This is a genomic window from Arenibaculum sp. (genome assembly GCF_035998295.1).
Classification (GTDB): domain Bacteria; phylum Pseudomonadota; class Alphaproteobacteria; order Azospirillales; family Azospirillaceae; genus DASYHS01.
In genome coordinates this window covers 1-20300 of sequence record NZ_DASYHS010000174.1, presented here as the reverse complement: position 1 = coordinate 20300, position 20300 = coordinate 1, and the positions used below count along the sequence as shown (strand labels likewise).

Sequence of the window (20300 nt, the reverse complement as noted above, 5' to 3'; positions counted from 1 at the left end):
GGCGTCGGAACGAGACAAGAGAAGTCAAATGCCCAAACTGACCATCGACGGGATCGAGATCGAAGTCGCGCCGGGCACGTCGGTGCTCCAGGCCTGCGAGCAGCTCGGCATCGAGATCCCGCGCTTCTGCTATCACGAGCGGCTGTCGGTCCCGGCCAACTGCCGCATGTGCCTGGTCGAGATGGAGAAGGCGCCGAAGCCGGTGGCCTCGTGCGCGATGCCCTGCGGCGACGGCATGGTGATCCGCACCGACACCGAGTTGGTGCACAAGGCCCGCAAGGGCGTGATGGAGTTCCTGCTGATCAACCATCCGCTCGACTGCCCGATCTGCGACCAGGGCGGCGAGTGCGATCTGCAGGACCAGGCGATGGCCTATGGCTTCGACCGCTCGCGATTCGCCGAGAACAAGCGGGCGGTCAAGGACAAGTACATGGGTCCGCTGGTCAAGACGATCATGACCCGCTGCATCCACTGCACCCGCTGCATCCGCTTCTGCGACGAGATCGCCGGCGTGCCGATGCTGGGCGCGGTCAACCGCGGCGAGCACATGGAGGTCACGACCTATGTCGAGGCCGCCGTGTCGTCGGAGCTGTCGGGCAACCTCATCGACGTCTGCCCGGTCGGCGCGCTGACCTCCAAGCCCTACGCCTACACCGCGCGGCCGTGGGAGCTGCGCAGGACCGAGACGGTCGACGTGATGGACGCGGTCGGCTCCAACATCCGGGTCGACACCCGCGGCCCCGAAGTGATGCGCTGCATGCCGCGCCTCAACGAGGACGTGAACGAGGAGTGGCTGGCGGACAAGAGCCGCTTCGCCTATGACGGCCTGCGGCGCCAGCGCCTGGACCGCCCCTATGTGCGCGTCGACGGCAAGCTGCGCCCGACGACCTGGCCGGACGCCTTCGCGCGGATCGCCGCGCGCCTCGACGGCGTGCCGGGCAAGCGGATCGCCGCGATAGCGGGCGACCTGAGCGACGTCGAATCGGTCTTCGCGCTCAAGGAGCTGATGGGGGCGCTGGGCTCGGCGAACCTGGAATGCCGGCAGGACGGCGCGCGATTCGACACGAGTGCCCGGGCCGGCTGGCTGTTCAACACGACGATCGCCGGGATCGAGCAGGCGGACGCGATCCTGCTGGTCGGCACCGACCCCCGCTGGGAGGCGCCGATCGTCAACGCCCGCATCCGCAAGCGCTACCTCGCGGCCGGCACCGGCGGCCTCAAGGTCGGCCTTGTCGGCGAGCCGCGCGACCTGACCTATCCCGTCGCGCATCTGGGGGCCGGCCCGCAGACGCTGCGCGAGATCGCCGAAGGACGCCACGCGTTTTGCGACGTGCTGCGCAACGCCGCGCGTCCGATGCTGATCCTCGGCATGGGCGCGCTGCGCCGCGCCGACGGCGCCGCGGTCCAGGCCGAGGCCCGGCGCATCGCCGAGGATTTCGGCATGATCCGCGAGGACTGGAACGGCTTCAACCTCCTCCACACGGCCGCCGGCCGCGTCGGCGCGCTGGAGGTCGGGTTCGTCCCGGGACCGGGCGCCCGCGACCTCGAAGGCATCCTGGCGGGCGCCGAGTCCGGCGAGATCGAAGCCGTCTACCTGCTGGGCGCCGACGAGATCGACACGACGCGGCTCGGCAGCGCCTTTGTGATCTACCAGGGCCATCACGGCGACCGCGGGGCCCACAGGGCCGACGTGATCCTGCCGGGGGCCGCCTACACCGAGAAGAACGCGATCTACGTCAACACCGAGGGCCGCGCCCAGATGGCGCGCATGGCGGCGTTCCCGCCCGGCGAGGCGCGCGAGGACTGGAAGATCGTGCGCGCGCTGTCGGAGACGCTCGGCCGCACGGTCGGCTTCGACAGCCTGGCGCAGCTGCGTCGCCGGCTCGCGGCGTCGAGCCCGGTCTTCGCCGAGATCGACGCCGTCGTGCCGGCGGCCTGGGCGCCGTTCGGAGCGGCCGGGCAGATGGACGCCGCCCCGTTCCGGCGGGCGATCGAGAACTACTACATGACGGACCCGATCAGCCGCGCCTCCGCCACCATGGCGAAGTGCACGGAGACGTTCATCCTCCCCGCCAACGAGAAGACCGGCACCCATGGTTGATCTCTGGACCGGCTATGCCTGGCCGACGATCCTGATCGTCCTTCAGGTCGTCGCCATCATCGTGCCGCTGCTCGTCGCGGTGGCCTACCTGACCTATGCCGAGCGCAAGGTGCTGGCGTCGATGCAGCTCCGCCAGGGGCCGAACGTCGTCGGCCCCTTCGGACTGCTGCAGCCCTTCGCGGACGGGCTGAAGCTGTTCGCCAAAGAGACGATCGTCCCGGCGGGAGCCAACCGGATCGTCTTCGTCGCGGCCCCCATGCTCACCTTCCTTCTGAGCCTGGTCGCCTGGGCGGTGATCCCCTTCGACGTCGGGATGGTGCTGGCCGACATCAATGTCGGCATCCTGTACCTGTTCGCGATCTCCTCGCTCGGGGTCTACGGCATCATCATGGCCGGCTGGGCCTCGAACTCGAAATACGCGTTCCTCGGCGGCCTGCGCTCGGCGGCCCAGATGGTCTCCTACGAGGTGTCGATCGGCCTCGTGATCATCACGGTGCTGCTGTGCGTCGGCTCGCTCAACCTCAGCGACGTCGTGCTGGCCCAGCGGACGGTCTGGTTCGTGATCCCGCTGCTGCCGATGTTCGTGGTCTTCTTCGTGTCGGCGCTCGCGGAGACGAACCGTGCCCCGTTCGACCTGCCGGAGGGCGAGTCGGAGCTGTCGGGCGGGTTCAACGTCGAATATTCGTCCATGACCTTCGCCCTGTTCTTCCTGGGCGAATACGCCAACATGATCCTGATGTCGGCGATGACGTCGCTGCTGTTCCTCGGCGGCTGGCTGCCGCCGTTCGACATCGCGCCGTTCACCTGGATTCCGGGGCCGATCTGGTTCGCGCTGAAGATCGCGGCGGTGCTGTTCCTGTTCCTCTGGGTCCGCGCGACGGTGCCGCGCTACCGCTACGACCAGTTGATGCGCCTGGGCTGGAAGGTGTTCCTGCCGTTCTCGCTGCTGTGGGTCGTGCTGACCGCCGGCGTGCTCGTGGCGTTCGACTGGCTGCCGAAGTAAGACTGGAAGGCGAGGGCGCCGCGCAGCGGCGTCCCAAGGAGAATCACCATGGCGTTCCTCGATCGTACGGCCCGGTCCCTGTTCCTGACCGAGCTGCTGTCGGGATTGAGCCTGACCTTCCGCTACATGTTCAGGCCGAAGGTCACGATCAACTATCCTCACGAGAAGGGGCCGCTCAGCCCGCGTTTCCGCGGCGAGCACGCGTTGCGGCGCTATCCCAACGGCGAGGAGCGGTGCATCGCGTGCAAGCTGTGCGAGGCCGTGTGCCCGGCGCTCGCGATCACCATCGAGGCCGAGCCGCGCGACGACGGCAGCCGCCGGACGACGCGCTACGACATCGACATGACGAAGTGCATCTATTGCGGTTTGTGCCAGGAGGCCTGCCCGGTGGACGCGATCGTCGAGGGCCCGAACTTCGAATTCGCCGCCGAGACGCGCGAGGAGCTCTTCTACAACAAGGAGAAGCTGCTCGAGAACGGCGACCGGTGGGAAGCCCAGCTCGCCGCGAACATTGCGGCGGACGCTCCTTACCGCTAAAAAGCCCACGACCCGGACCGCGCACCGCACCCGGCGGCGCGCCGGCCCGGGTCCAGTCCTATCCGAACCCGAAACAGGGACAGCGGAAGTGAGCCTCGAAACCTTCCCTCACAGCAGGAGGCGGGGAACGCCATGATCGTGCAGGGCCTGGCCTTCTACCTTTTCGCCGCGATCCTGGTGGCATCCGCCGTCATGGTCGTCGCCGCGCGCAATCCCGTGCACTCCGTGCTCTTCCTGATCCTCGCGTTCTTCAACGCGGCGGGGCTGTTCGTCCTGATCGGCGCCGAGTTCGTGGCGATGATCCTGGTCATCGTTTATGTCGGTGCCGTGGCGGTCCTGTTCCTTTTCGTGGTCATGATGCTGGACATCAACTTCGGCGAGCTGCGCAGCGGGTTCCTGCAGTACCTGCCGATCGGGGCGACGGTCGGGGTGATCCTGCTGGTCGAGCTGGCCCTGGTGCTGGGCGCCTGGGTGATCGCGCCGGGCGCGCCGGCGCGCATCTCGGCGCCGATCCCGCCGGCCGAGCAGATCACCAACACCCATGCGCTCGGCCTGGTCGTCTACACCGACTACGTCTACCTGTTCCAGGCGGCGGGCATGATCCTGCTGATCGCGATGATCGGGGCGATCGTCCTGACGCTGCGCCAGCGCGAGGGCGTGCGCCGGCAGGAGATCTCGCGCCAGGTCACGCGCCGGCGCGAGGAGGTGGTGGCGATCCGCAAGGTGCCGACGGGGGGAGGGGTCTGACATGGAAATCGGTCTCGGGCATTACCTGACGGTCGCCGCGATCGTCTTCTCCCTGGGGGTGTTCGGCATCTTCCTGAACCGGAAGAACGTCATCATCATCCTGATGTCGGTCGAGCTGATCCTGCTCTCGGTGAACATCAACCTCGTCGCCTTCTCGGTCTTCCTGAACGACCTGGTCGGGCAGGTCTTCGCGATGATCATCCTGACCGTCGCGGCGGCCGAGGCGGCGATCGGGCTCGCCATCCTCGTCGTCTATTTCCGCAACCGCGGCTCGATCGCGGTCGAAGACATCAATCTGATGAAGGGCTGAGGGCAGGCACACATGGAGAGCGCAGCCATTTTCCTGCCGCTGCTCGGCGCCATCGTCGCCGGCTTCTTCGGCAAGTGGATCGGCGACCGGGGAGCCCAGATCGTGACGACGGGCGGCCTGCTCGTCTCGATGCTGATCTCGATCTGGCTGTTCGGCGACATCGCGCTCGGCGGCGACGCGCGCACGGTCGAGCTGTTCACGTGGATCGACAGCGGCAGCTTCGAGGCCGCGTGGTCGCTGCGGTTCGACACGCTGACCGCCGTGATGCTGATCGTCGTGACCGTCGTCTCCTCGATGGTCCACGTGTACTCGATCGGCTACATGAGCCACAACCACTCCATTCCGCGGTTCATGGCTTATCTGAGCCTGTTCACCTTCTTCATGCTGATGCTGGTGACGGCCGACAACCTGCTGCAGATGTTCTTCGGCTGGGAAGGCGTCGGCCTCGCCTCCTACCTGCTGATCAATTTCTGGTACGAGAAGCCGTCGGCCAACGCCGCGGCGATGAAGGCCTTCATCGTCAACCGGGTCGGCGACTTCGGCTTCGCGCTCGGCATCATGCTGGTGTTCGTGATCTTCGGCACGATCGAGTTCGATGCGATCTTCGCGTCGGCCCCGGCCCATGCCGGCGACCGGTTCGCGTTCCTCGGCATCGAGGGGCACGCGCTGACGATCGCGTGCCTGCTGCTGTTCATGGGCGCGATGGGCAAGTCGGCCCAGTTCGGCCTGCACACCTGGCTGCCGGACGCGATGGAAGGCCCGACGCCGGTCTCCGCGCTGATCCATGCCGCGACCATGGTCACCGCCGGCGTGTTCATGGTGGCGCGGCTGTCCCCGCTGTTCGAGTACGCGCCCGCCGCGCTGGCCTTCGTCACGGTGGTCGGAGCGCTGACCGCGATCGTCGCCGCGACGATCGGCATGACCCAGTTCGACATCAAGCGGGTGATCGCCTATTCGACCATGAGCCAGCTCGGCTACATGTTCTTCGCGCTCGGCGTCTCGGCCTACAGCGCGGCGATCTTCCACCTGATGACGCACGCCTTCTTCAAGGCGCTGCTGTTCCTGGGTGCCGGCTCGGTGATCCACGCGATGTCGGACGAGCAGGACATGCGCAAGATGGGCGGCATATGGCGCCTGATCCCCTTCACCTACGCGATGATGTGGATCGGCAGCCTCGCGCTGGCCGGCATCCCGCTGTTCTCCGGTTACTACTCCAAGGACCTGATCCTCGAGGCGGCCTATGCCGCGCACAGCGGGGTCGGCGCCTTCGCCTTCTGGATCGGCATCACCGCCGCGTTCCTCACCGCCTTCTATTCCTGGCGCCTGTTGTTCATGACGTTCCATGGCGCGCCGCGCGCCAACGAGCGCGTGATGGCGCATGTCCACGAATCGCCGCCGGTCATGACGGTGCCGCTCGCCGTGCTGGCCGTCGGCGCCGTGCTGTCGGGCGTCGTGGCCTTCGACTGGTTCGCGGGCGAGGCGCGCGGGGAGTTCTGGGGGGCGGCGCTGTTCGTGCTGCCGGAGAACGATACGGTCGAGGCGGCGCACCACGTCCCGGGCTGGGTTCCGGTGCTGCCCTTCGTCGTCGCGATCGCCGGCATCGTGCTCGCCTATGTCTGCTACGTCCTGCGGCCGGACCTGCCGGGCAGGGTCGCCTCGGCGCTCCCGGCCGTCTACCGGCTCTTCTACAATCGGTGGTACTTCGACGAACTCTACGACCGTGTGTTCGTCCGGCCCTCGCTGGCGCTGGGCCGCGGCCTCTGGAAGTCGGGTGACGGCGCCATCATCGACGGGATCGGGCCCGACGGCATCGCCGCGGCGACGCGCGGCCTCTCCCAGCGCGCGGTCCGCCTGCAGTCCGGCTACGTCTATCACTACGCCTTCGCGATGGTGATCGGCGTGGTGCTGCTGGTGAGCTGGTTCTACTTCTTCGGCTGAGCACACGAGGGCTGCCAGAAATGACCGGGTTTCCGATCCTGTCGATCACGACCTTCGTGCCGCTCATCGGCGCGCTGTTCGTATTCTTCACCCCGGGCGACCCCGAGGTGCAGGCGCGCAACGCGCGGTTCATCGCGCTTTGGACGTCGCTGATCACCTTCGTGCTGTCGCTGTTCATCTGGGCCGGCTTCGATGCGGGCACCGCCGACTTCCAGATGGTCGAGCGGGCGGCATGGATCCCGGCGTTCAACATCAACTACCACATGGGCGTGGACGGGATCTCGATCCTGTTCGTCCTGCTGTCGACCTTCCTGACGCCGCTGTGCATCCTGGCGAGCTGGAAGGCGGTCCGGCACCGGGTGAAGGAGTACATGATCGCCTTCCTCGCGCTCGAGACGCTGATGGTCGGGATGTTCTGCGCGCTCGACTTCGTGCTGTTCTACGTGTTCTTCGAGGGCGTCCTGATCCCGATGTTCCTGATCATCGGGATCTGGGGCGGCCAGCGGCGGGTCTACGCGGCGTTCAAGTTCTTCCTGTACACGCTGCTGGGCTCGGTGCTGATGCTGCTCGCCATCCTGGCGATGTACTTCGTGGCCGGCACAACCGACGTCCCGACGCTGATGGCGACCACCTTCCCGGTCCAGATGCAGCTCTGGATGTGGCTGGCGCTGTTCGCCTCCTTCGCGGTCAAGGTGCCGATGTGGCCGGTCCACACCTGGCTGCCGGACGCCCATGTCGAGGCGCCGACGGCGGGCTCGGTGATCCTGGCCGGCGTGCTGCTGAAGATGGGCGGCTACGGCTTCCTGCGCTTCTCAATCCCGATCCTGCCCGAGGCGACGGAGTACTTCACGCCGCTGATCTACACGCTGAGCGTGGTCGCGGTGATCTACACCTCCCTGGTCGCGCTCGCCCAGGAGGACATGAAGAAGCTGATCGCCTACTCCTCGATCGCGCATATGGGCTTCGTGACGATCGGCATGTTCACGATGACCCAGCAGGGCATCGAGGGCGCGATCTTCCAGATGCTCTCGCACGGCATCGTGTCGGGCGCGCTGTTCCTGTGCGTGGGCGTCGTCTACGACCGGCTCCACACCCGCGAGATCGCGCGCTACGGCGGGCTCGTGAACAACATGCCCAAATACGCGGTCGTGTTCCTGCTGATGACGCTGGCGTCGGTCGGCATGCCCGGGACCAGCGGCTTCGTCGGCGAGTTCCTGGTGCTGCTGGGGGCGTTCCGCGACAACACCTGGGTGGCGACGCTGGCGGCGACCGGCATGATCCTCGGCGCCGGATACATGCTGTGGCTCTACCGGCGCGTCGTCTTCGGCAAGCTGACGCGCGACGACGTCAAGACGATGCTCGACCTGGAGCCGCGGGAGATGGCGATCTTCGCGCCGCTGGTGCTGCTGGTGCTGTGGATGGGGATCTATCCCGCCACGTTCATCGACGTCTTCAGCGTGTCGGTTGAGAACCTGATCGAGACCTACCAGACCGCGCTCGCCGACGGGGCCGCGGTGCGCGTGGCCGGACGCTGAGCCGGGAGAGGACAGATGAGCGAATTCCCCGACCTCCTGCCGGCCCTGCCGGAGATCTTCCTGGCCTGTTCGGCCATGGCGCTGCTGATGCTGGGCGTATTCCGCGGCGACGGCTCCACCCGGCTGGTGGCCTGGCTCGCCGTCGCGGCGATGGTGGTGGCGGCCTGGCTGGTGCTCGGCAGCGGCGGCGTGCGCGAGGTCACCTTCAACGGCCTGTTCGTGATGGACGGCTTCGCCCGGTACATGAAGGTCCTCGTCCTGCTGGGCGCGGCGCTGTCGATCGTCCTGTCGCTCGACTACATCGAGCGGGAGCAGATGCGCCGGTTCGAGTTCCCGATCCTGATGCTGCTGGCCACCGTCGGCATGCTGATGATGGTCTCGGCCAACGACCTGATGTCCCTCTATGTCGGGCTGGAGATGCAGAGCCTGGCGCTCTACGTCATCGCGGCGTTCCGCCGCGATTTCGCGAAGAGCTCCGAGGCGGGCCTGAAGTACTTCGTCCTCGGCGCCCTGTCGTCGGGCATGCTCCTGTACGGCGCCTCCATGGTCTACGGCTTCGCCGGGACGACCGGGTTCGACCGGCTGACCGGACTGTTCGTGGACGGCGGCCAGCCTCCGGTCGGGCTGGTCGTCGGCCTGGTCTTCGTCGCCGCCGGCGTCGCGTTCAAGATCTCCGCCGTGCCCTTCCACATGTGGACGCCCGACGTCTACGAAGGTGCCCCGACCCCGGTGACGGCGTTCTTCGCCGTGGCGCCCAAGGTCGCGGCCATCGCGCTGTTCGTCCGCCTGCTGGTCGAGCCGTTCGGCGATCTCGTCGACGAATGGCGGCAGATCATCTACTTCACCGCGGTCGCCTCGATGCTGCTCGGCTCCTTCGCCGCGATCGGGCAGACCAACATCAAGCGCCTGATGGCCTACAGCTCGATCGGCCATGTCGGCTACGCGCTGGTCGGCCTCGCCTCGGGCACCGAGCTCGGCGTGCGCGGCGTCATGATCTACATGGCGGTCTACGTCCTCATGACCGTCGGCACCTTCGCCGTGATCTTGTGCATGCGGCAGAACGGCCGGATGGTCGAGGAGATCCGGGACCTCGCCGGGCTGTCGAAGACGCATCCGATGCTCGCCTTCGCGATGCTGATCTTCATGTTCTCGATGGCGGGGATTCCGCCGGCCGCGGGCTTCTTCGCGAAGCTGTTCGTGTTCCAGGCTGCGATCGAGGCGGGCCTCTACGTCCTTGCGGTGATCGGCGTGCTGTCCAGCGTGGTCGGCGCCTTCTACTACCTGCGCATCGTCAAGCTGATGTACGTCGACGAGGCGCCGGAGCCGCTGGACCGCAGGATCGGCGGCGAGCTCGCCGTGGTCGTCGCGGGCACGAGCCTGTTCACGCTGCTGTTCTTCGTCTTCCCGGCGCCGCTGCTCGACGGCGCCGCGGCGGCGGCCGCCTCGCTGTTCGCGGGATGAGCGGCGACCCGGAGGCGGGGGCGGCGAGCGCCGCCGCCCCGGATCGCGGGACCTGTCCTCTGCCCGAGGGCTGGCGGCTTCTGGCTCATGACGTCGTCGGCAGCACGAGCGACGTCGCCAAGGCCCTCGCGCGCGACGGCGCGGCCCATGGCACCGTCGTGACCGCGCGGCGCCAGGAGGCGGGCAGGGGACGCAGGGGGCGGGCCTGGACCTCGCCCGAAGGCAACCTGCTCGCCTCGATCGTGCTGCGGCCCGGCGGACGCCCGGCGCGCGCGGCGCAGCTCTCCTTCGTCGCCGCGATAGCGGTGGCCGAGGCGCTGTGCGCCCTGGTGCCAGACGCGGTGGCGGTGCGCTGCAAGTGGCCGAACGACGTGCTGCTGGACGGCGCGAAGGTGTCGGGTATCCTGCTCGAATCGGAGACCACCGCCGGCGGGACGGTCGACTGGCTGGTGGTCGGCATCGGCGTCAACGTACTGCATCACCCCGACGACGCGCTTTACCCCACGACCTCGCTGCGCGCCGCCGGCGCGGCGGTCCGAGGCCCGGAGGACGTGCTCGAACCCCTCGCGGCCGCCCTCGACCGCTGGGAGCGGCGCTGGGCGGCCCAGGGCTTCGCGCCGGTGCGCGCCGCCTGGCTCTCGGTCGCGCACGGCAGGGGCGGGCCGGTGACGGCGAGGCTCGACAACGCGACGTTCCAGGGCCGGTTCGCGGATGTCGACGAGGACGGAGCCCTGGTGATCGAGACGGCCGAGGGCGGGCTCCGGCGCATCGCCGCGGGCGACGTGTTCTTCGGCGGCCAGCCCGGGAGTGCGTAAGATGCTGCTCGCGATCGATGCCGGCAACACCAACGTCGTCTTCGCGGTCTATGACGGCGACGACAAGCGGGGCCAGTGGCGCATTTCCACCGACAGCCGGCGCACGGCCGACGAGTACGCGGTCTGGCTCGCCAGCCTCATGGCAATGAAGGGGCTGGTCCCGGCGGACGTGGACGCGGCGATCCTGTCCAGCGTCGTGCCGGCGGCGACATACGACCTGCTTCGCCTGTGCCGGGACCATTTCGGCTGCGAGCCGATGCGGATCGGGGACCCGGCGGTGAAGCTCGGCATCGAGGTGCGCATCGACAATCCCAAGGAGGCGGGCGCGGACCGGCTCGTCAACTCGCTGTCGGCCGTCGCGACCTATCGGCCGCCGCTGGTCGTCGTCGACATCGGCACCGGCGCCACCTTCGACGTCGTCGACGCGGAGGGCAATTTCTGCGGCGGGATCATCGCGCCGGGGCCGAACCTGGCACTCGACGCGCTGCACCGGGTCGCGGCACAGCTCCCCAAGGTCGAGATCCTGCGGCCGCCCCAGGTGATCGGCCGCGGCACGGTCGGCGCCATGCAGTCCGGCATGTTCTGGGGCTACACCAGCCTGATCGAAGGGCTGCTGAAGCGGATCGTGGAGGAGCTGTCCCCGACCGGCGATCCGCCGGTGACGGTGGTCGCAACCGGGGGCCTCGGTCGCGTGTTCGCGGAGGCGACCCCCATGATCCAGCACGTCGACAGCGAACTGACCATGCGCGGGCTGCTGCTCGTCCACAAGCTCAACACGGTTCGATGACGGCCATACCCGATCCCTACAGTCCCGATGACGACGCCGTCTACTTCCTCCCGCTGGGCGGGGCGGGGGAGATCGGCATGAACCTCAGCCTCTACGGCCATGCCGGCAAATGGCTGATGGTGGATCTCGGCATCTCGTTCGGCGACGACACGATGCCCGGCATCGACGTCGTCCTGCCCGATCCGGCCTTCGCGGTCGAGCGGCGCGACGACCTCGTCGGGCTGGTCCTGACCCACGCGCACGAGGACCATATCGGCGCCGTCCAGTATCTGTGGCCGCAGCTCCGCTGCCCGGTCTACGCGACGCCGTTCACGGCGTCGGTGCTGCGCGCGAAGCTGATCGAGCGTGGCCTCGCCGGTCAGGTCGACATCCGCGAGATCGCGCCGTCGGGCCGCTTCTCCGCCGGGCCGTTCGACCTGGAACTCCTCACGGTGACGCATTCGGTCCCCGAGCCCAGCTCGCTTGCGATCCGGACCCCGCTCGGCACCATCCTCCACACCGGCGACTGGAAACTCGACCCGGCGCCGGTGGTCGGGGCGACCACGGACGAGGAGGCGTTCCGCAGGCTCGGCGACGAGGGCGTCCATGCCCTGGTCTGCGACAGCACCAACGCCATGGTCCCGGGGCATTCCGGGTCGGAATCCGAGGTGCGCGACAGCCTCGTCGAGCTGTTCGGGCGCTACCGCAACCGGATCGCGATATCCTGCTTCGCGACCAACGTCGCCCGGCTGAAGAGCATCGCCGAGGCCGCGGCCGCCAACGACCGGCACGTCGCCCTCGTCGGCCGTTCGCTGTGGCGCATCAACGAGGCGGCCCGCTCCAACGGCTACCTGGACGGCGTCGAGCCCTTCGTCAGCGAACGCGACGCCGGCTTCCTGCCCAAGGACAAGGTCGTGCTGGTCGCGACCGGCAGCCAGGGCGAACCGCGCTCGGCGCTCGCGCGGATCGCCGCCGACGACCATCCCGAGGTCGTGCTGGAGAAGGGCGACGTCGTGATCTTCAGCTCGCGCGAGATCCCCGGCAACGAGCGCGCGATAGGCCGGGTCCAGAACCTGCTCGTGCGCGCCGGCGTCGACATCGTGACCGCCGACGACGAGATGGTCCACGTATCCGGCCATCCCGCCCGGGACGAGCTGGTCCGCATGTACCAGTGGGTCCGGCCGCGCCTTGCGGTGCCGGTCCACGGCGAGGAGCGGCATCTGCGCGCGCACGCGCAGCTCGCGGCCGACTGCCAGGTCGCACAGGCGATCGTACCTTCCAACGGCCAGATGATCCGCCTCGCCCCCGGGCCGGCGGAAGTGGTCTCGACCGTCAGGTCCGGACGCCTCGTCATCGACGGCAAGCGGATCGTGCCGCTGGACGCGGGAGCGATGCGCAGCCGTCACCGGATGATGTACAACGGCGCGGCGGTCGCCACGCTGGTGCTGGATCCGCGGGGCGGGCTGGTCACCGACCCGCAGGTCGCGGTGATGGGCCTTCTGGACCATCCCGAGCAGGACGAGAGCCTGACCGCGGCGACGACGGCGGTGCGGCAGGCGGTGGAGACGATGCCGGACGCCACCCGGCGGGACGACGAGGCCGTGAAGCAGGCCGTGCGGATCGCGGTCCGGCGCAGCTTCAACGCCAGCCAGGGCAAGAAGCCGCTGACCGAGGTGCATCTGATCCGGATCGGCGGGTAGAGGAGGGCAGGAGCGATGATTGGCAGGCTCAACCACGTGGCAATCGTCGTGCCCGATCTCGGGCCGGCGACGGCGCTGTACCGGGACACGCTCGGGGCCAGCGTGTCGGCCCCTGTCGACCTTCCCGAACACGGGGTCACGACCGTCTTCGTCGAGTTGCCCAACACCAAGATCGAGTTGCTCCACCCGCTGGGCGAGGGCTCGCCGATCGCGAAGTTCCTGGCCTCCAACCCCGCGGGCGGCATCCACCACGTCTGCTACGAGGTGGACGACATCCTGGCCGCGCGCGACCGGCTGAAGGCGGACGGGCTGCGGGTGCTCGGCGACGGCGAACCCAGGATCGGCGCGCATGGCAAGCCCGTCCTGTTCCTGCATCCGAAGGACTGCCTCGGCACGCTCGTGGAGATCGAGCAGGCATGACCCTGGCTACCGGCATCGCGGTCTATTTCGTGATCTGGTGGACGGTGCTGTTCGCCGTGCTGCCCTGGGGTTCCCGCCCGTCGGAGCGGCCGGCGCCCGGGACGGCCGACAGCGCGCCGGAGAATCCGCGGCTCCTGATGAAGTTCCTCGCGACGACGCTGGTGTCGGGCGTCATATTCCTGGGGTTCTGGGCCTTCATGAGCCTGGGTGGCCACACGTTCAGGGAGCTGTTCGACGGGAGATGACGTCCACCTATTGCGAGGCGGCGCGCGGCCACGAGTGGCACGAGCCCTATCACGACCTGGAATACGGCTTTCCCAGCGGCGACGAGCGGGTGCTGTTCGAGCGGCTGGTGATGGAGATCAACCAGGCCGGCCTGTCCTGGCTGACGATCCTCAAGAAGCGCGCGGCGTTCCGCGCCGCCTATGACGGGTTCGACGTCGATCGGGTCGCCGGCTACGGCGAGGAGGACCGGCAGCGGCTGCTGGCGGACCCGGGGATCATCCGCAATCGCCTGAAGATCGACGCCGCGATCGAGAACGCGCGGAGGGTCCGCGCGCTGCGGGACACCCACGGCGGCTTCGACGGCTGGCTTCGCGCCCACCATCCGCTCGGCAAGGCGCAGTGGCTCGCCTTGTTCAAACGGAACTTCCGATTCGTCGGCGGGGAGATCGTCGGCGAGTTCCTGATGAGCCTCGGCTACCTGCCGGGTGCGCATCACGCCGGCTGCCCGGTCCAGGACCGGATCACGGCCCTGCGTCCCCCCTGGATGGAAGCGGTCGCCGGGGGGTTCCGGGAGTATTGAGGCAAGCAGGGCTGCAAGTGATTGAGGAAAATTCCCTGAATATTTTGCCTTAAACGTAAAGACAAAAAGAAAAGGCGAGCCGAGTTTCGACTTGCCTTGCACAGTTCTAAAGAGCATTATTGCGTGTCGAGAGGGTTACCCCTCTTGCCAGCGCCTAGATGGCGATTCCTCCCTGACTAGTGGCCACGCCGCGCCATCGGTGTGGCCACTTTCTGTCTATTTTTTATAAACCGGATCTTAATTGATCCACATGCGCACGTCACCAATTTTTTCGCGCGGATCAGCCGATCGCCAGATAGGCGAAGCGCACCGCGAAAAGAGCGGCCAGAATCGGGACCGCGATCCCGAGCTCGCGTACCCGGCCGGTCAGGAGCTTGACCGCGGTGAAGGTGATGAACCCGAACCCGATGCCGGTCGCGATCGAGAAGGTCAGCGGCATGGCGATCGCGGTGATCACCGCGGGCGCGTATTCGGTGATGTCGTCCCAGTCCACCTGGGTCAGCGCGCGCGTCATCAGGCAGGCGACGAACAGCAGGGCGGGGGCGGTTGCGTAAGGCGGTATGCTGCCCGCCAGCGGCGCGAAGAAGATCGCCAGCACGAACAGCAGCGCGACCGTGACCGCGGTCAGGCCGGTACGGCCGCCGGCGTTGGTCCCGGCCGCGCTCTCGATGTAGCTGGTGACCGTCGAGGTGCCGAGGGCCGCGCCCGCGGCGGTCGCGGTGCTGTCGGCGACGAGGGCCTGGCGCAGGCGCGGCAGGCGGCCGCGCTCGTCCAGCAGTCCCGCCCGGCTCGAGACGCCGACCAGGGTGCCGGCGGTGTCGAACAGGTCGACGAACAGGAAGGCGAACACGATGGCGAGGAGGCCGATCGTGAACGCGCCGGCGAGGTCCATCTGCAGGAAGGTCGGGGCGAGGCTCGGCGGGGCGGAGAAGACGCCCGCGAACTCCGACGCGCCGAGCAGCATTCCCGTGGCGGCCACGCCCAGGATCGCGATGATCACCGCGCCGGGTACGCCCAGCGCGGTCAGCGCCACCATCACGAAGAAGCCGAGCGCCGCCAGCACGGCCTCCACGCTGGTCACGTCGCCGAGCGTCACCAGCGTGGCCGGATGGGCGGCGATGATCCCGGCGTTGTTCAGCGCGATGATGCCGAGGAACAGGCCGATGCCCGCCGAGATCGCGAGCTTGAGCGAGGCCGGGATCGCGTTGACGACCGCCTCGCGGACGGGCAGCACGCTCAACACCAGGAACAGCACGCCCGAGATGAACACGGCGCCGAGCGCGACCTGCCACGTGTAGCCGAGCCCGAGCACGACGCCGTAGGTGAAATAGGCGTTCAGGCCCATGCCCGGGGCCAGCGCGATCGGGTAATTGGCATACAGGCCCATGATCGCGGTCCCGAGCGCCGCGGCGAGGCAGGTCGCCACGAAGACCGCGCCCCGGTCCATCCCCGCCTCCGCCAGGATCGACGGGTTCACGAAGATGATGTAGGCCATGGTCAGGAAAGTCGTGAGCCCGGCGAGCAGTTCGGTCCGGACGTCGGTGCCGTGTTCGGCGAGCTTGAAGTAGCGTGCGAGCATGGTGGCGGCCTCCGGCTTGGGGTTGGGGCGGTTTCTCTCGAGCCGTTCCCGCGCTGGCGGGATGCTTGCCTGCGTGTCGAACACCTGGAGGCGGCAATGCGCGTCAAGATGGTTCTCTGCACGGGTCTGTTCCCGGTGGCCCTGTTCGCCGTGGTTGCGCCCGCGGCGGCCCTCGCGCAGGAGATCCCGCCGTTCCTGGTCGACCGGACGGCCTGCGGGCGGGTGGTCGCCCATGTCGCCGATCCCGGCGTCGCCTACGTACCCGGCGTGGACGCCGCCGGCCGGGCCGTGGTGCCGGCCGACCTGGAGCCGCCCTTCGAGCCGCGCCAGCGCTTCCGGTTCGTGGTGACCGTCGCGCCGCTTGACGAGCCGGCCCTCGCCGACACCGTCATGCCCGTCGCCGACGTCCAGGTCGACGCGGCCACGGGCGAGGTCAGGGTCGACGGGCGGCGGCTCGACCCGCAGGGGCGCGACGCTCTCGTCGCCGCGTGCCGGTCCCAAACCCGGCGCATTGCGCCGTGATGGACACCGATCCATCGATTGCCTACAGTCACGCGCGCCGGCGGACCGCCCCCGCGGGCCGCTTCCTACCGTGATCGAGAGAACCGCTATGCGGCTGTCCGCCTATTTCCTCCCCACCCTGAAGGAAACGCCCGCCGAGGCGCAGATCGTGTCGCACCGGCTGATGCTGCGCGCGGGCATGATCCGCCAGACCTCCGCCGGCATCTACGCCTGGCTGCCGCTCGGCTACCGCGTGCTGCGCAGGATCGAGCAGATCGTGCGGGAAGAGCAGGACGCCGCCGGCGCGCAGGAACTGCTGATGCCGACGATCCAGCCGGCGGAGCTGTGGCGGCAGAGCGGGCGGTACGACGACTACGGCAAGGAGATGCTGCGCATCACCGACCGGCACGACCGGGACATGCTGTACGGACCGACCAACGAGGAGATGATCACGGAGATCTTCCGGAGCGCGGTGCGCACCTACCGCGACCTGCCGAAGAATCTCTATCACATCCAGTGGAAGTTCCGCGACGAGGTCCGGCCCCGCTTCGGCGTGATGCGCGGCCGCGAGTTCCTGATGAAGGACAACTATTCCTTCGACCTGGACGCCGCGGGTGCCCGGCGCTCGTACCAGAAGATGTTCCTGGCCTATCTGCGGACCTTCGCCCGGATGGGGCTGAAGGCGATCCCGATGCAGGCCGATACCGGGCCGATCGGCGGCGACCTCAGCCACGAGTTCATCATCCTGGCCGAGACCGGCGAGAGCGGCGTGTTCTGCGACAAGGCGTGGCTGGACCTCGACGTGCTGAACCAGGCGCCGGCCCACGACGACGACCTGCAGCCGTTCTTCGAGCGGTTCACCTCGATCTACGCCGCGACCGACGAGAAGCACGACCCGGCCACCTGCCCGGTGCCGGCCGACGACCTCGTCAGCGCGCGCGGCATCGAGGTCGGCCACATCTTCTACTTCGGCACCAAGTATTCCGCCCCGATGGGGGCCACCGTGGCCGGGCCGGACGGCGAGCAGGTGACGGTCGAGATGGGCAGCTACGGCATCGGCGTGTCGCGCCTGGCCGGCGCCATCATCGAGGCGAGCCACGACGATGCCGGCATCATCTGGCCGGACGCCGTTGCGCCGTTCAAGGTCGGGCTGATCAACCTGAAGAGCGGGGACGCCGAGTGCGACCGCGTCTGCGGCGACCTCTACGCGGCGCTGACGCGCGCCGGGGTCGAGGTGCTGTACGACGACCGCGACGAGCGCCCGGGCGTCAAGTTTGCGGACATGGACCTGATCGGCCTGCCCTGGCACCTCACTGTCGGCCCGCGCGGGCTGAAGAACGGCGTCGTCGAGCTGAAGCGCCGCGCGACCGGCGAACGGTCCGAGCTTTCGGCCGACGCGGCCCTCGCCCGGCTCGCCGGCTGAACCGGCCTTCGCTGACCAGACCGACCGAAGGGACGCAATGATCTTCTCCGCCTTCGAGCGCATGGTGGCGATGCGCTACCTGAGAGCGCGCCGTCAGGAAGGCTTCATCTCCGTCATCGCAGGCTTCTCGCTGCTGGGCATCGCGCTGGGCGTGGCGACGCTGATCATCGTGATGTCGGTGATGAACGGCTTTCGCTCGGAGCTGCTGGGCCGTGTCCTGGGGCTTGGCGGCCACGCCAGCGTGACCGCGTTCCAGGGACCGCTGACGGATTACGGGCCGGTGGCGGAGCGGCTGCGCGCCGTGCCGGGAGTGACGTCCGTCACCCCTTCCGTCGAGGCCCAGGCGCTGGTGACCGCGCAAGGTGCGGCGTCCGGCGCGGTGATCCGCGGCATCCCGCCTGAGGCGCTGCGCGCCCGGCCGGTGGTCGCCGACCGGATCGCGGTCGGCAGCCTGGACGCCTTCGAGGAGGACCGGGTCGCGATCGGCATCCGCATGGCGCAGCGCCTGGGGCTGAGGGTCGGCGACAGCCTGACCCTGATCAGCCCGCAGGGGACGCCGTCGGCTTTCGGCACCGTGCCGCGGATGCGCTCCTACGAGATCGCGGCGATCTTCGACGTCGGCATGTTCGAGTACGACAGCAACTTCATCTTCATGCCGCTCGAGGCGGCCCAGACCTTCTTCCGGCTGCCCGACGCGGTCACGAACCTGGAAGTGATGGTCGAGACCCCGCGCGAGATCCGGGCGTACCGGGAACCGCTGAGCGACGCGGCCGGCGGGCAGGTCAGGCTGCTGGACTGGCAGGACACGAACGCGAGCTTCTTCAACGCGCTCCAGGTCGAGCGGAACGTGATGTTCCTGATCCTGACCCTGATCATCCTGGTCGCGGCCTTCAACATCATCTCCAGCATGATCATGCTGGTGAAGGACAAGGGCAGGGACATCGCGATCCTGCGCACCATGGGCGCCACCCGCGGCATGGTCCTGCGGATCTTCTTCCTGAGCGGAGCTTCGATCGGGCTCGTCGGCACCACGGCGGGGCTGGTCCTCGGCGTCGCCTTCGCCGACAACATCGAAGCGATCCGGCAGTTCCTGCAGGGACTGACCGGGACCGAGCTGTTCTCGGCCGAGATCTACTTCCTGAGCCGCCTGCCGGCGGAGATCGACTGGGGCGAGGTGGTGCAGGTGGTGGCGATGGCGCTGGGCCTGTCTTTCGGCGCCACCGTGTACCCGGCCTGGCGGGCGGCGGCCCTCGACCCGGTGGAGGCGCTGCGCTATGGCTGAGCGGGGCATCGCGATCATGACCCTGGAGGGGGTCATGCGCAGCTATCGGCAGGCCGGCGGCACGCTGGACGTGCTCCGCCGGGTATCGCTGACCGTGAACGCCGGCGAGATGGTCGCGCTGGTCGGCCCGTCGGGGGCCGGCAAGTCGACCCTGCTGCACACGGCGGGCCTGCTGGAGCGGCCCGACGCCGGCAGCGTCGTGATCGACGGGCAGGATGCCGGCCGGCTGTCGGACGGCGAGCGGACGGAGCTTCGCCGGACCGCGGTCGGCTTCGTCTACCAGTTCCATCACCTGCTGCCGGAGTTCAGCGCGCTGGAGAACGTGACGCTGCCGCAGATGATCGCGGGGGTTCCCAAGCGCCAGGCGCGCGAGCGCGCCATGGAGCTGCTGGAGGGCGTCGGCCTGGCAGGCCGGGCGAGCCATCGCCCGGCGCGGCTGTCGGGCGGCGAGCAGCAGCGGGTCGCGATCGTCCGGGCGCTGGCGAACCGGCCGAAGCTGCTGATCGCCGACGAGCCGACCGGCAACCTCGACCCGCACACGGCGGGAGAGGTGTTCGAGGTGCTCAAGGGCCTGGTGCGCGGCGGCAGCTTCGGCGCCCTGGTCGCGACCCACAACCTGGAAATCGCGAACCGCATGGACAGGATCCTGGAACTGCGCGACGGCGCCGTGGTCCAGCGCTGAGAGGCGCTATGGCCGTTCCGCGCACAGCAGCGCCATCATCACCGTGTCCCAGCGTTCGGTGCCGACGCGCGCGGAGGACCGGCGAACGCCCTCCCGGACGAAGCCCAGGCGCTCATACGTGCGGATCGCGGCGGCGTTGAAGCTGTAGACTTCGAGCTCGGCGCGCTCGATCTCCGGGTGGTCGAACGCCTGGTCGAGTGCCAGCGCGACCATGTCCGCGGCCAGCCCGCGGCCGCGGGCGTGCGGGGCGACGGCGACGCGGGAGACCCGCGCGATGCCGTTGCGCCAGTCCCATCCCAGCTGCACGTGCCCGACGGGCTCGCCGTCCTTCTCGGCCATCCAGCACAGCCGCTTCGCAGGCCGGGTCCGGCCCTCCGCGAGCATCGCGTCGAGCTGGGCGGCATCCAGGGGGAATCTCACCCAAGGCCCGCCCCATTGCACGGCGTCGCGCTCGCTCGCGAACCAGCCGGCGAGCGTCGGGAAATGCGCGGTGGCGAAGGGGACGAGCTTCATGGCAGCGGAAACCTAGCGCCGGGTCACGCCGGCCGCCATACTCTCGGCAACGCGTCGGCGACGTCGTGCAGGCCCATGCGGCGGAGCATGGACTGGCGATTCGCCAGTTCGCGCCGCGCGACCGCGGCCTCCGCCCTCATGCCGCCCAGAAGCTCGCCGTCCGTGTCGCGCAGCCGCGAGAC

At 68.7% G+C, this 20300-nt stretch carries 20 protein-coding genes; 18 read left to right on the top strand and 2 right to left on the bottom strand.

The annotated features are described in order from the left end of the window. Window positions 1-28: 28 nt before the first annotated feature. The 14 genes from nuoG (at window position 29) to VGO20_RS17350 (ending at window position 14138) form a co-directional block, all read left to right on the top strand. Window positions 29-2101, top strand: coding sequence for an NADH-quinone oxidoreductase subunit NuoG (nuoG, locus tag VGO20_RS17415; protein ID WP_327503642.1), 2073 nt, complete (start codon window positions 29-31; stop codon window positions 2099-2101). Further along, entirely contained in the window at window positions 2094-3104 is a 1011-nt protein-coding gene (gene nuoH / locus VGO20_RS17410; protein ID WP_327503641.1) for an NADH-quinone oxidoreductase subunit NuoH, read from the top strand. Before nuoG ends, nuoH begins: the two co-directional genes overlap by 8 nt. Window positions 3105-3152: 48 nt before the next feature. Then, window positions 3153-3641, top strand: coding sequence for an NADH-quinone oxidoreductase subunit NuoI (gene nuoI, locus VGO20_RS17405; protein ID WP_327503640.1), 489 nt, complete (start codon window positions 3153-3155; stop codon window positions 3639-3641). A gap of 132 nt (window positions 3642-3773) precedes the next feature. Then, on the top strand, window positions 3774-4388 hold the full coding sequence (locus VGO20_RS17400; protein ID WP_327503639.1) for an NADH-quinone oxidoreductase subunit J: 615 nt from the start codon (window positions 3774-3776) through the stop codon (window positions 4386-4388). 1 nt (window position 4389) lies between these two features. After that, complete coding sequence (gene nuoK / locus VGO20_RS17395; protein WP_327503638.1) at window positions 4390-4698, top strand: NADH-quinone oxidoreductase subunit NuoK; 309 nt, start codon at window positions 4390-4392, stop codon at window positions 4696-4698. Between the two features lie 12 nt (window positions 4699-4710). Beyond that, entirely contained in the window at window positions 4711-6636 is a 1926-nt protein-coding gene (nuoL, locus tag VGO20_RS17390; RefSeq protein ID WP_327503637.1) for an NADH-quinone oxidoreductase subunit L, read from the top strand. Between the two features lie 20 nt (window positions 6637-6656). Then, window positions 6657-8171 carry an NADH-quinone oxidoreductase subunit M gene (locus VGO20_RS17385; RefSeq protein ID WP_327503636.1) on the top strand — a complete coding sequence of 505 codons (1515 nt, stop codon included), beginning with the start codon at window positions 6657-6659 and terminating at the stop codon, window positions 8169-8171. 15 nt (window positions 8172-8186) lie between these two features. Next, a complete protein-coding gene (gene nuoN / locus VGO20_RS17380; RefSeq protein ID WP_327503635.1) occupies window positions 8187-9632 on the top strand; it encodes an NADH-quinone oxidoreductase subunit NuoN in 1446 nt (481 codons plus the stop codon). Further along, window positions 9629-10447, top strand: a complete 819-nt coding sequence (locus VGO20_RS17375) for a biotin--[acetyl-CoA-carboxylase] ligase (protein ID WP_327503634.1) — start codon at window positions 9629-9631, stop codon at window positions 10445-10447. The genes nuoN and VGO20_RS17375 overlap by 4 nt, the downstream gene beginning before the upstream one ends. A gap of 1 nt (window position 10448) precedes the next feature. Next, entirely contained in the window at window positions 10449-11234 is a 786-nt protein-coding gene (locus tag VGO20_RS17370) for a type III pantothenate kinase (RefSeq protein ID WP_327503633.1), read from the top strand. Beyond that, entirely contained in the window at window positions 11231-12913 is a 1683-nt protein-coding gene (locus VGO20_RS17365; protein ID WP_327503632.1) for a ribonuclease J, read from the top strand. Before VGO20_RS17370 ends, VGO20_RS17365 begins: the two co-directional genes overlap by 4 nt. 15 nt (window positions 12914-12928) lie before the next feature. Then, window positions 12929-13333 carry a methylmalonyl-CoA epimerase gene (gene mce, locus VGO20_RS17360; RefSeq protein WP_327503631.1) on the top strand — a complete coding sequence of 135 codons (405 nt, stop codon included), beginning with the start codon at window positions 12929-12931 and terminating at the stop codon, window positions 13331-13333. Continuing rightward, a complete protein-coding gene (locus VGO20_RS17355; RefSeq protein ID WP_327503630.1) occupies window positions 13330-13578 on the top strand; it encodes a DUF1467 family protein in 249 nt (82 codons plus the stop codon). The genes mce and VGO20_RS17355 overlap by 4 nt, the downstream gene beginning before the upstream one ends. Beyond that, complete coding sequence (locus VGO20_RS17350) at window positions 13575-14138, top strand: DNA-3-methyladenine glycosylase I (RefSeq protein WP_327503629.1); 564 nt, start codon at window positions 13575-13577, stop codon at window positions 14136-14138. Before VGO20_RS17355 ends, VGO20_RS17350 begins: the two co-directional genes overlap by 4 nt. Before the next feature lie 280 nt (window positions 14139-14418). Here the strand turns inward: VGO20_RS17350 and VGO20_RS17345 are convergent, their stop codons facing one another. After that, window positions 14419-15717, bottom strand: a complete 1299-nt coding sequence (locus VGO20_RS17345) for an NCS2 family permease (protein WP_327503628.1) — start codon at window positions 15715-15717, stop codon at window positions 14419-14421. Between the two features lie 96 nt (window positions 15718-15813). Here VGO20_RS17345 and VGO20_RS17340 point away from each other — a divergent pair, with 96 nt between their 5' ends. From VGO20_RS17340 to VGO20_RS17325, 4 genes are all read left to right on the top strand, one after another. Further along, window positions 15814-16239 (top strand): hypothetical protein, encoded by a 426-nt coding sequence (locus tag VGO20_RS17340; RefSeq protein WP_327503627.1) that lies wholly within the window; start codon window positions 15814-15816, stop codon window positions 16237-16239. 88 nt (window positions 16240-16327) lie between these two features. After that, on the top strand, window positions 16328-17641 hold the full coding sequence (gene proS, locus VGO20_RS17335; RefSeq protein WP_327503626.1) for a proline--tRNA ligase: 1314 nt from the start codon (window positions 16328-16330) through the stop codon (window positions 17639-17641). A 37-nt stretch (window positions 17642-17678) separates the two neighbouring features. Then, window positions 17679-18923, top strand: a complete 1245-nt coding sequence (locus VGO20_RS17330; protein ID WP_327503625.1) for a lipoprotein-releasing ABC transporter permease subunit — start codon at window positions 17679-17681, stop codon at window positions 18921-18923. Beyond that, window positions 18916-19605: an ABC transporter ATP-binding protein gene (locus VGO20_RS17325; protein WP_327503624.1), complete on the top strand. Its 690-nt coding sequence runs from the start codon at window positions 18916-18918 to the stop codon at window positions 19603-19605. Before VGO20_RS17330 ends, VGO20_RS17325 begins: the two co-directional genes overlap by 8 nt. A gap of 6 nt (window positions 19606-19611) precedes the next feature. Here VGO20_RS17325 and VGO20_RS17320 read toward each other — a convergent pair whose 3' ends face one another. Next, window positions 19612-20118 (bottom strand): GNAT family N-acetyltransferase, encoded by a 507-nt coding sequence (locus VGO20_RS17320; protein ID WP_327503623.1) that lies wholly within the window; start codon window positions 20116-20118, stop codon window positions 19612-19614. Between the last annotated feature and the right edge of the window lie 182 nt (window positions 20119-20300).

What these genes read in the sequence shown, in the direction of transcription:
- nuoG (WP_327503642.1), top strand. Translation starts at nt 29, where the DNA reads ATGCCCAAACTGACCATCGACGGGATCGAGATCGAAGTCGCGCCGGGC.
- nuoH (WP_327503641.1), top strand. Translation starts at nt 2,094, where the DNA reads ATGGTTGATCTCTGGACCGGCTATGCCTGGCCGACGATCCTGATCGTC.
- nuoI (WP_327503640.1), top strand. Translation starts at nt 3,153, where the DNA reads ATGGCGTTCCTCGATCGTACGGCCCGGTCCCTGTTCCTGACCGAGCTG.
- VGO20_RS17400 (WP_327503639.1), top strand. Translation starts at nt 3,774, where the DNA reads ATGATCGTGCAGGGCCTGGCCTTCTACCTTTTCGCCGCGATCCTGGTG.
- nuoK (WP_327503638.1), top strand. Translation starts at nt 4,390, where the DNA reads ATGGAAATCGGTCTCGGGCATTACCTGACGGTCGCCGCGATCGTCTTC.
- nuoL (WP_327503637.1), top strand. Translation starts at nt 4,711, where the DNA reads ATGGAGAGCGCAGCCATTTTCCTGCCGCTGCTCGGCGCCATCGTCGCC.
- VGO20_RS17385 (WP_327503636.1), top strand. Translation starts at nt 6,657, where the DNA reads ATGACCGGGTTTCCGATCCTGTCGATCACGACCTTCGTGCCGCTCATC.
- nuoN (WP_327503635.1), top strand. Translation starts at nt 8,187, where the DNA reads ATGAGCGAATTCCCCGACCTCCTGCCGGCCCTGCCGGAGATCTTCCTG.
- VGO20_RS17375 (WP_327503634.1), top strand. Translation starts at nt 9,629, where the DNA reads ATGAGCGGCGACCCGGAGGCGGGGGCGGCGAGCGCCGCCGCCCCGGAT.
- VGO20_RS17370 (WP_327503633.1), top strand. Translation starts at nt 10,449, where the DNA reads ATGCTGCTCGCGATCGATGCCGGCAACACCAACGTCGTCTTCGCGGTC.
- VGO20_RS17365 (WP_327503632.1), top strand. Translation starts at nt 11,231, where the DNA reads ATGACGGCCATACCCGATCCCTACAGTCCCGATGACGACGCCGTCTAC.
- mce (WP_327503631.1), top strand. Translation starts at nt 12,929, where the DNA reads ATGATTGGCAGGCTCAACCACGTGGCAATCGTCGTGCCCGATCTCGGG.
- VGO20_RS17355 (WP_327503630.1), top strand. Translation starts at nt 13,330, where the DNA reads ATGACCCTGGCTACCGGCATCGCGGTCTATTTCGTGATCTGGTGGACG.
- VGO20_RS17350 (WP_327503629.1), top strand. Translation starts at nt 13,575, where the DNA reads ATGACGTCCACCTATTGCGAGGCGGCGCGCGGCCACGAGTGGCACGAG.
- VGO20_RS17345 (WP_327503628.1), bottom strand. Translation starts at nt 15,717, where the DNA reads ATGCTCGCACGCTACTTCAAGCTCGCCGAACACGGCACCGACGTCCGG.
- VGO20_RS17340 (WP_327503627.1), top strand. Translation starts at nt 15,814, where the DNA reads ATGCGCGTCAAGATGGTTCTCTGCACGGGTCTGTTCCCGGTGGCCCTG.
- proS (WP_327503626.1), top strand. Translation starts at nt 16,328, where the DNA reads ATGCGGCTGTCCGCCTATTTCCTCCCCACCCTGAAGGAAACGCCCGCC.
- VGO20_RS17330 (WP_327503625.1), top strand. Translation starts at nt 17,679, where the DNA reads ATGATCTTCTCCGCCTTCGAGCGCATGGTGGCGATGCGCTACCTGAGA.
- VGO20_RS17325 (WP_327503624.1), top strand. Translation starts at nt 18,916, where the DNA reads ATGGCTGAGCGGGGCATCGCGATCATGACCCTGGAGGGGGTCATGCGC.
- VGO20_RS17320 (WP_327503623.1), bottom strand. Translation starts at nt 20,118, where the DNA reads ATGAAGCTCGTCCCCTTCGCCACCGCGCATTTCCCGACGCTCGCCGGC.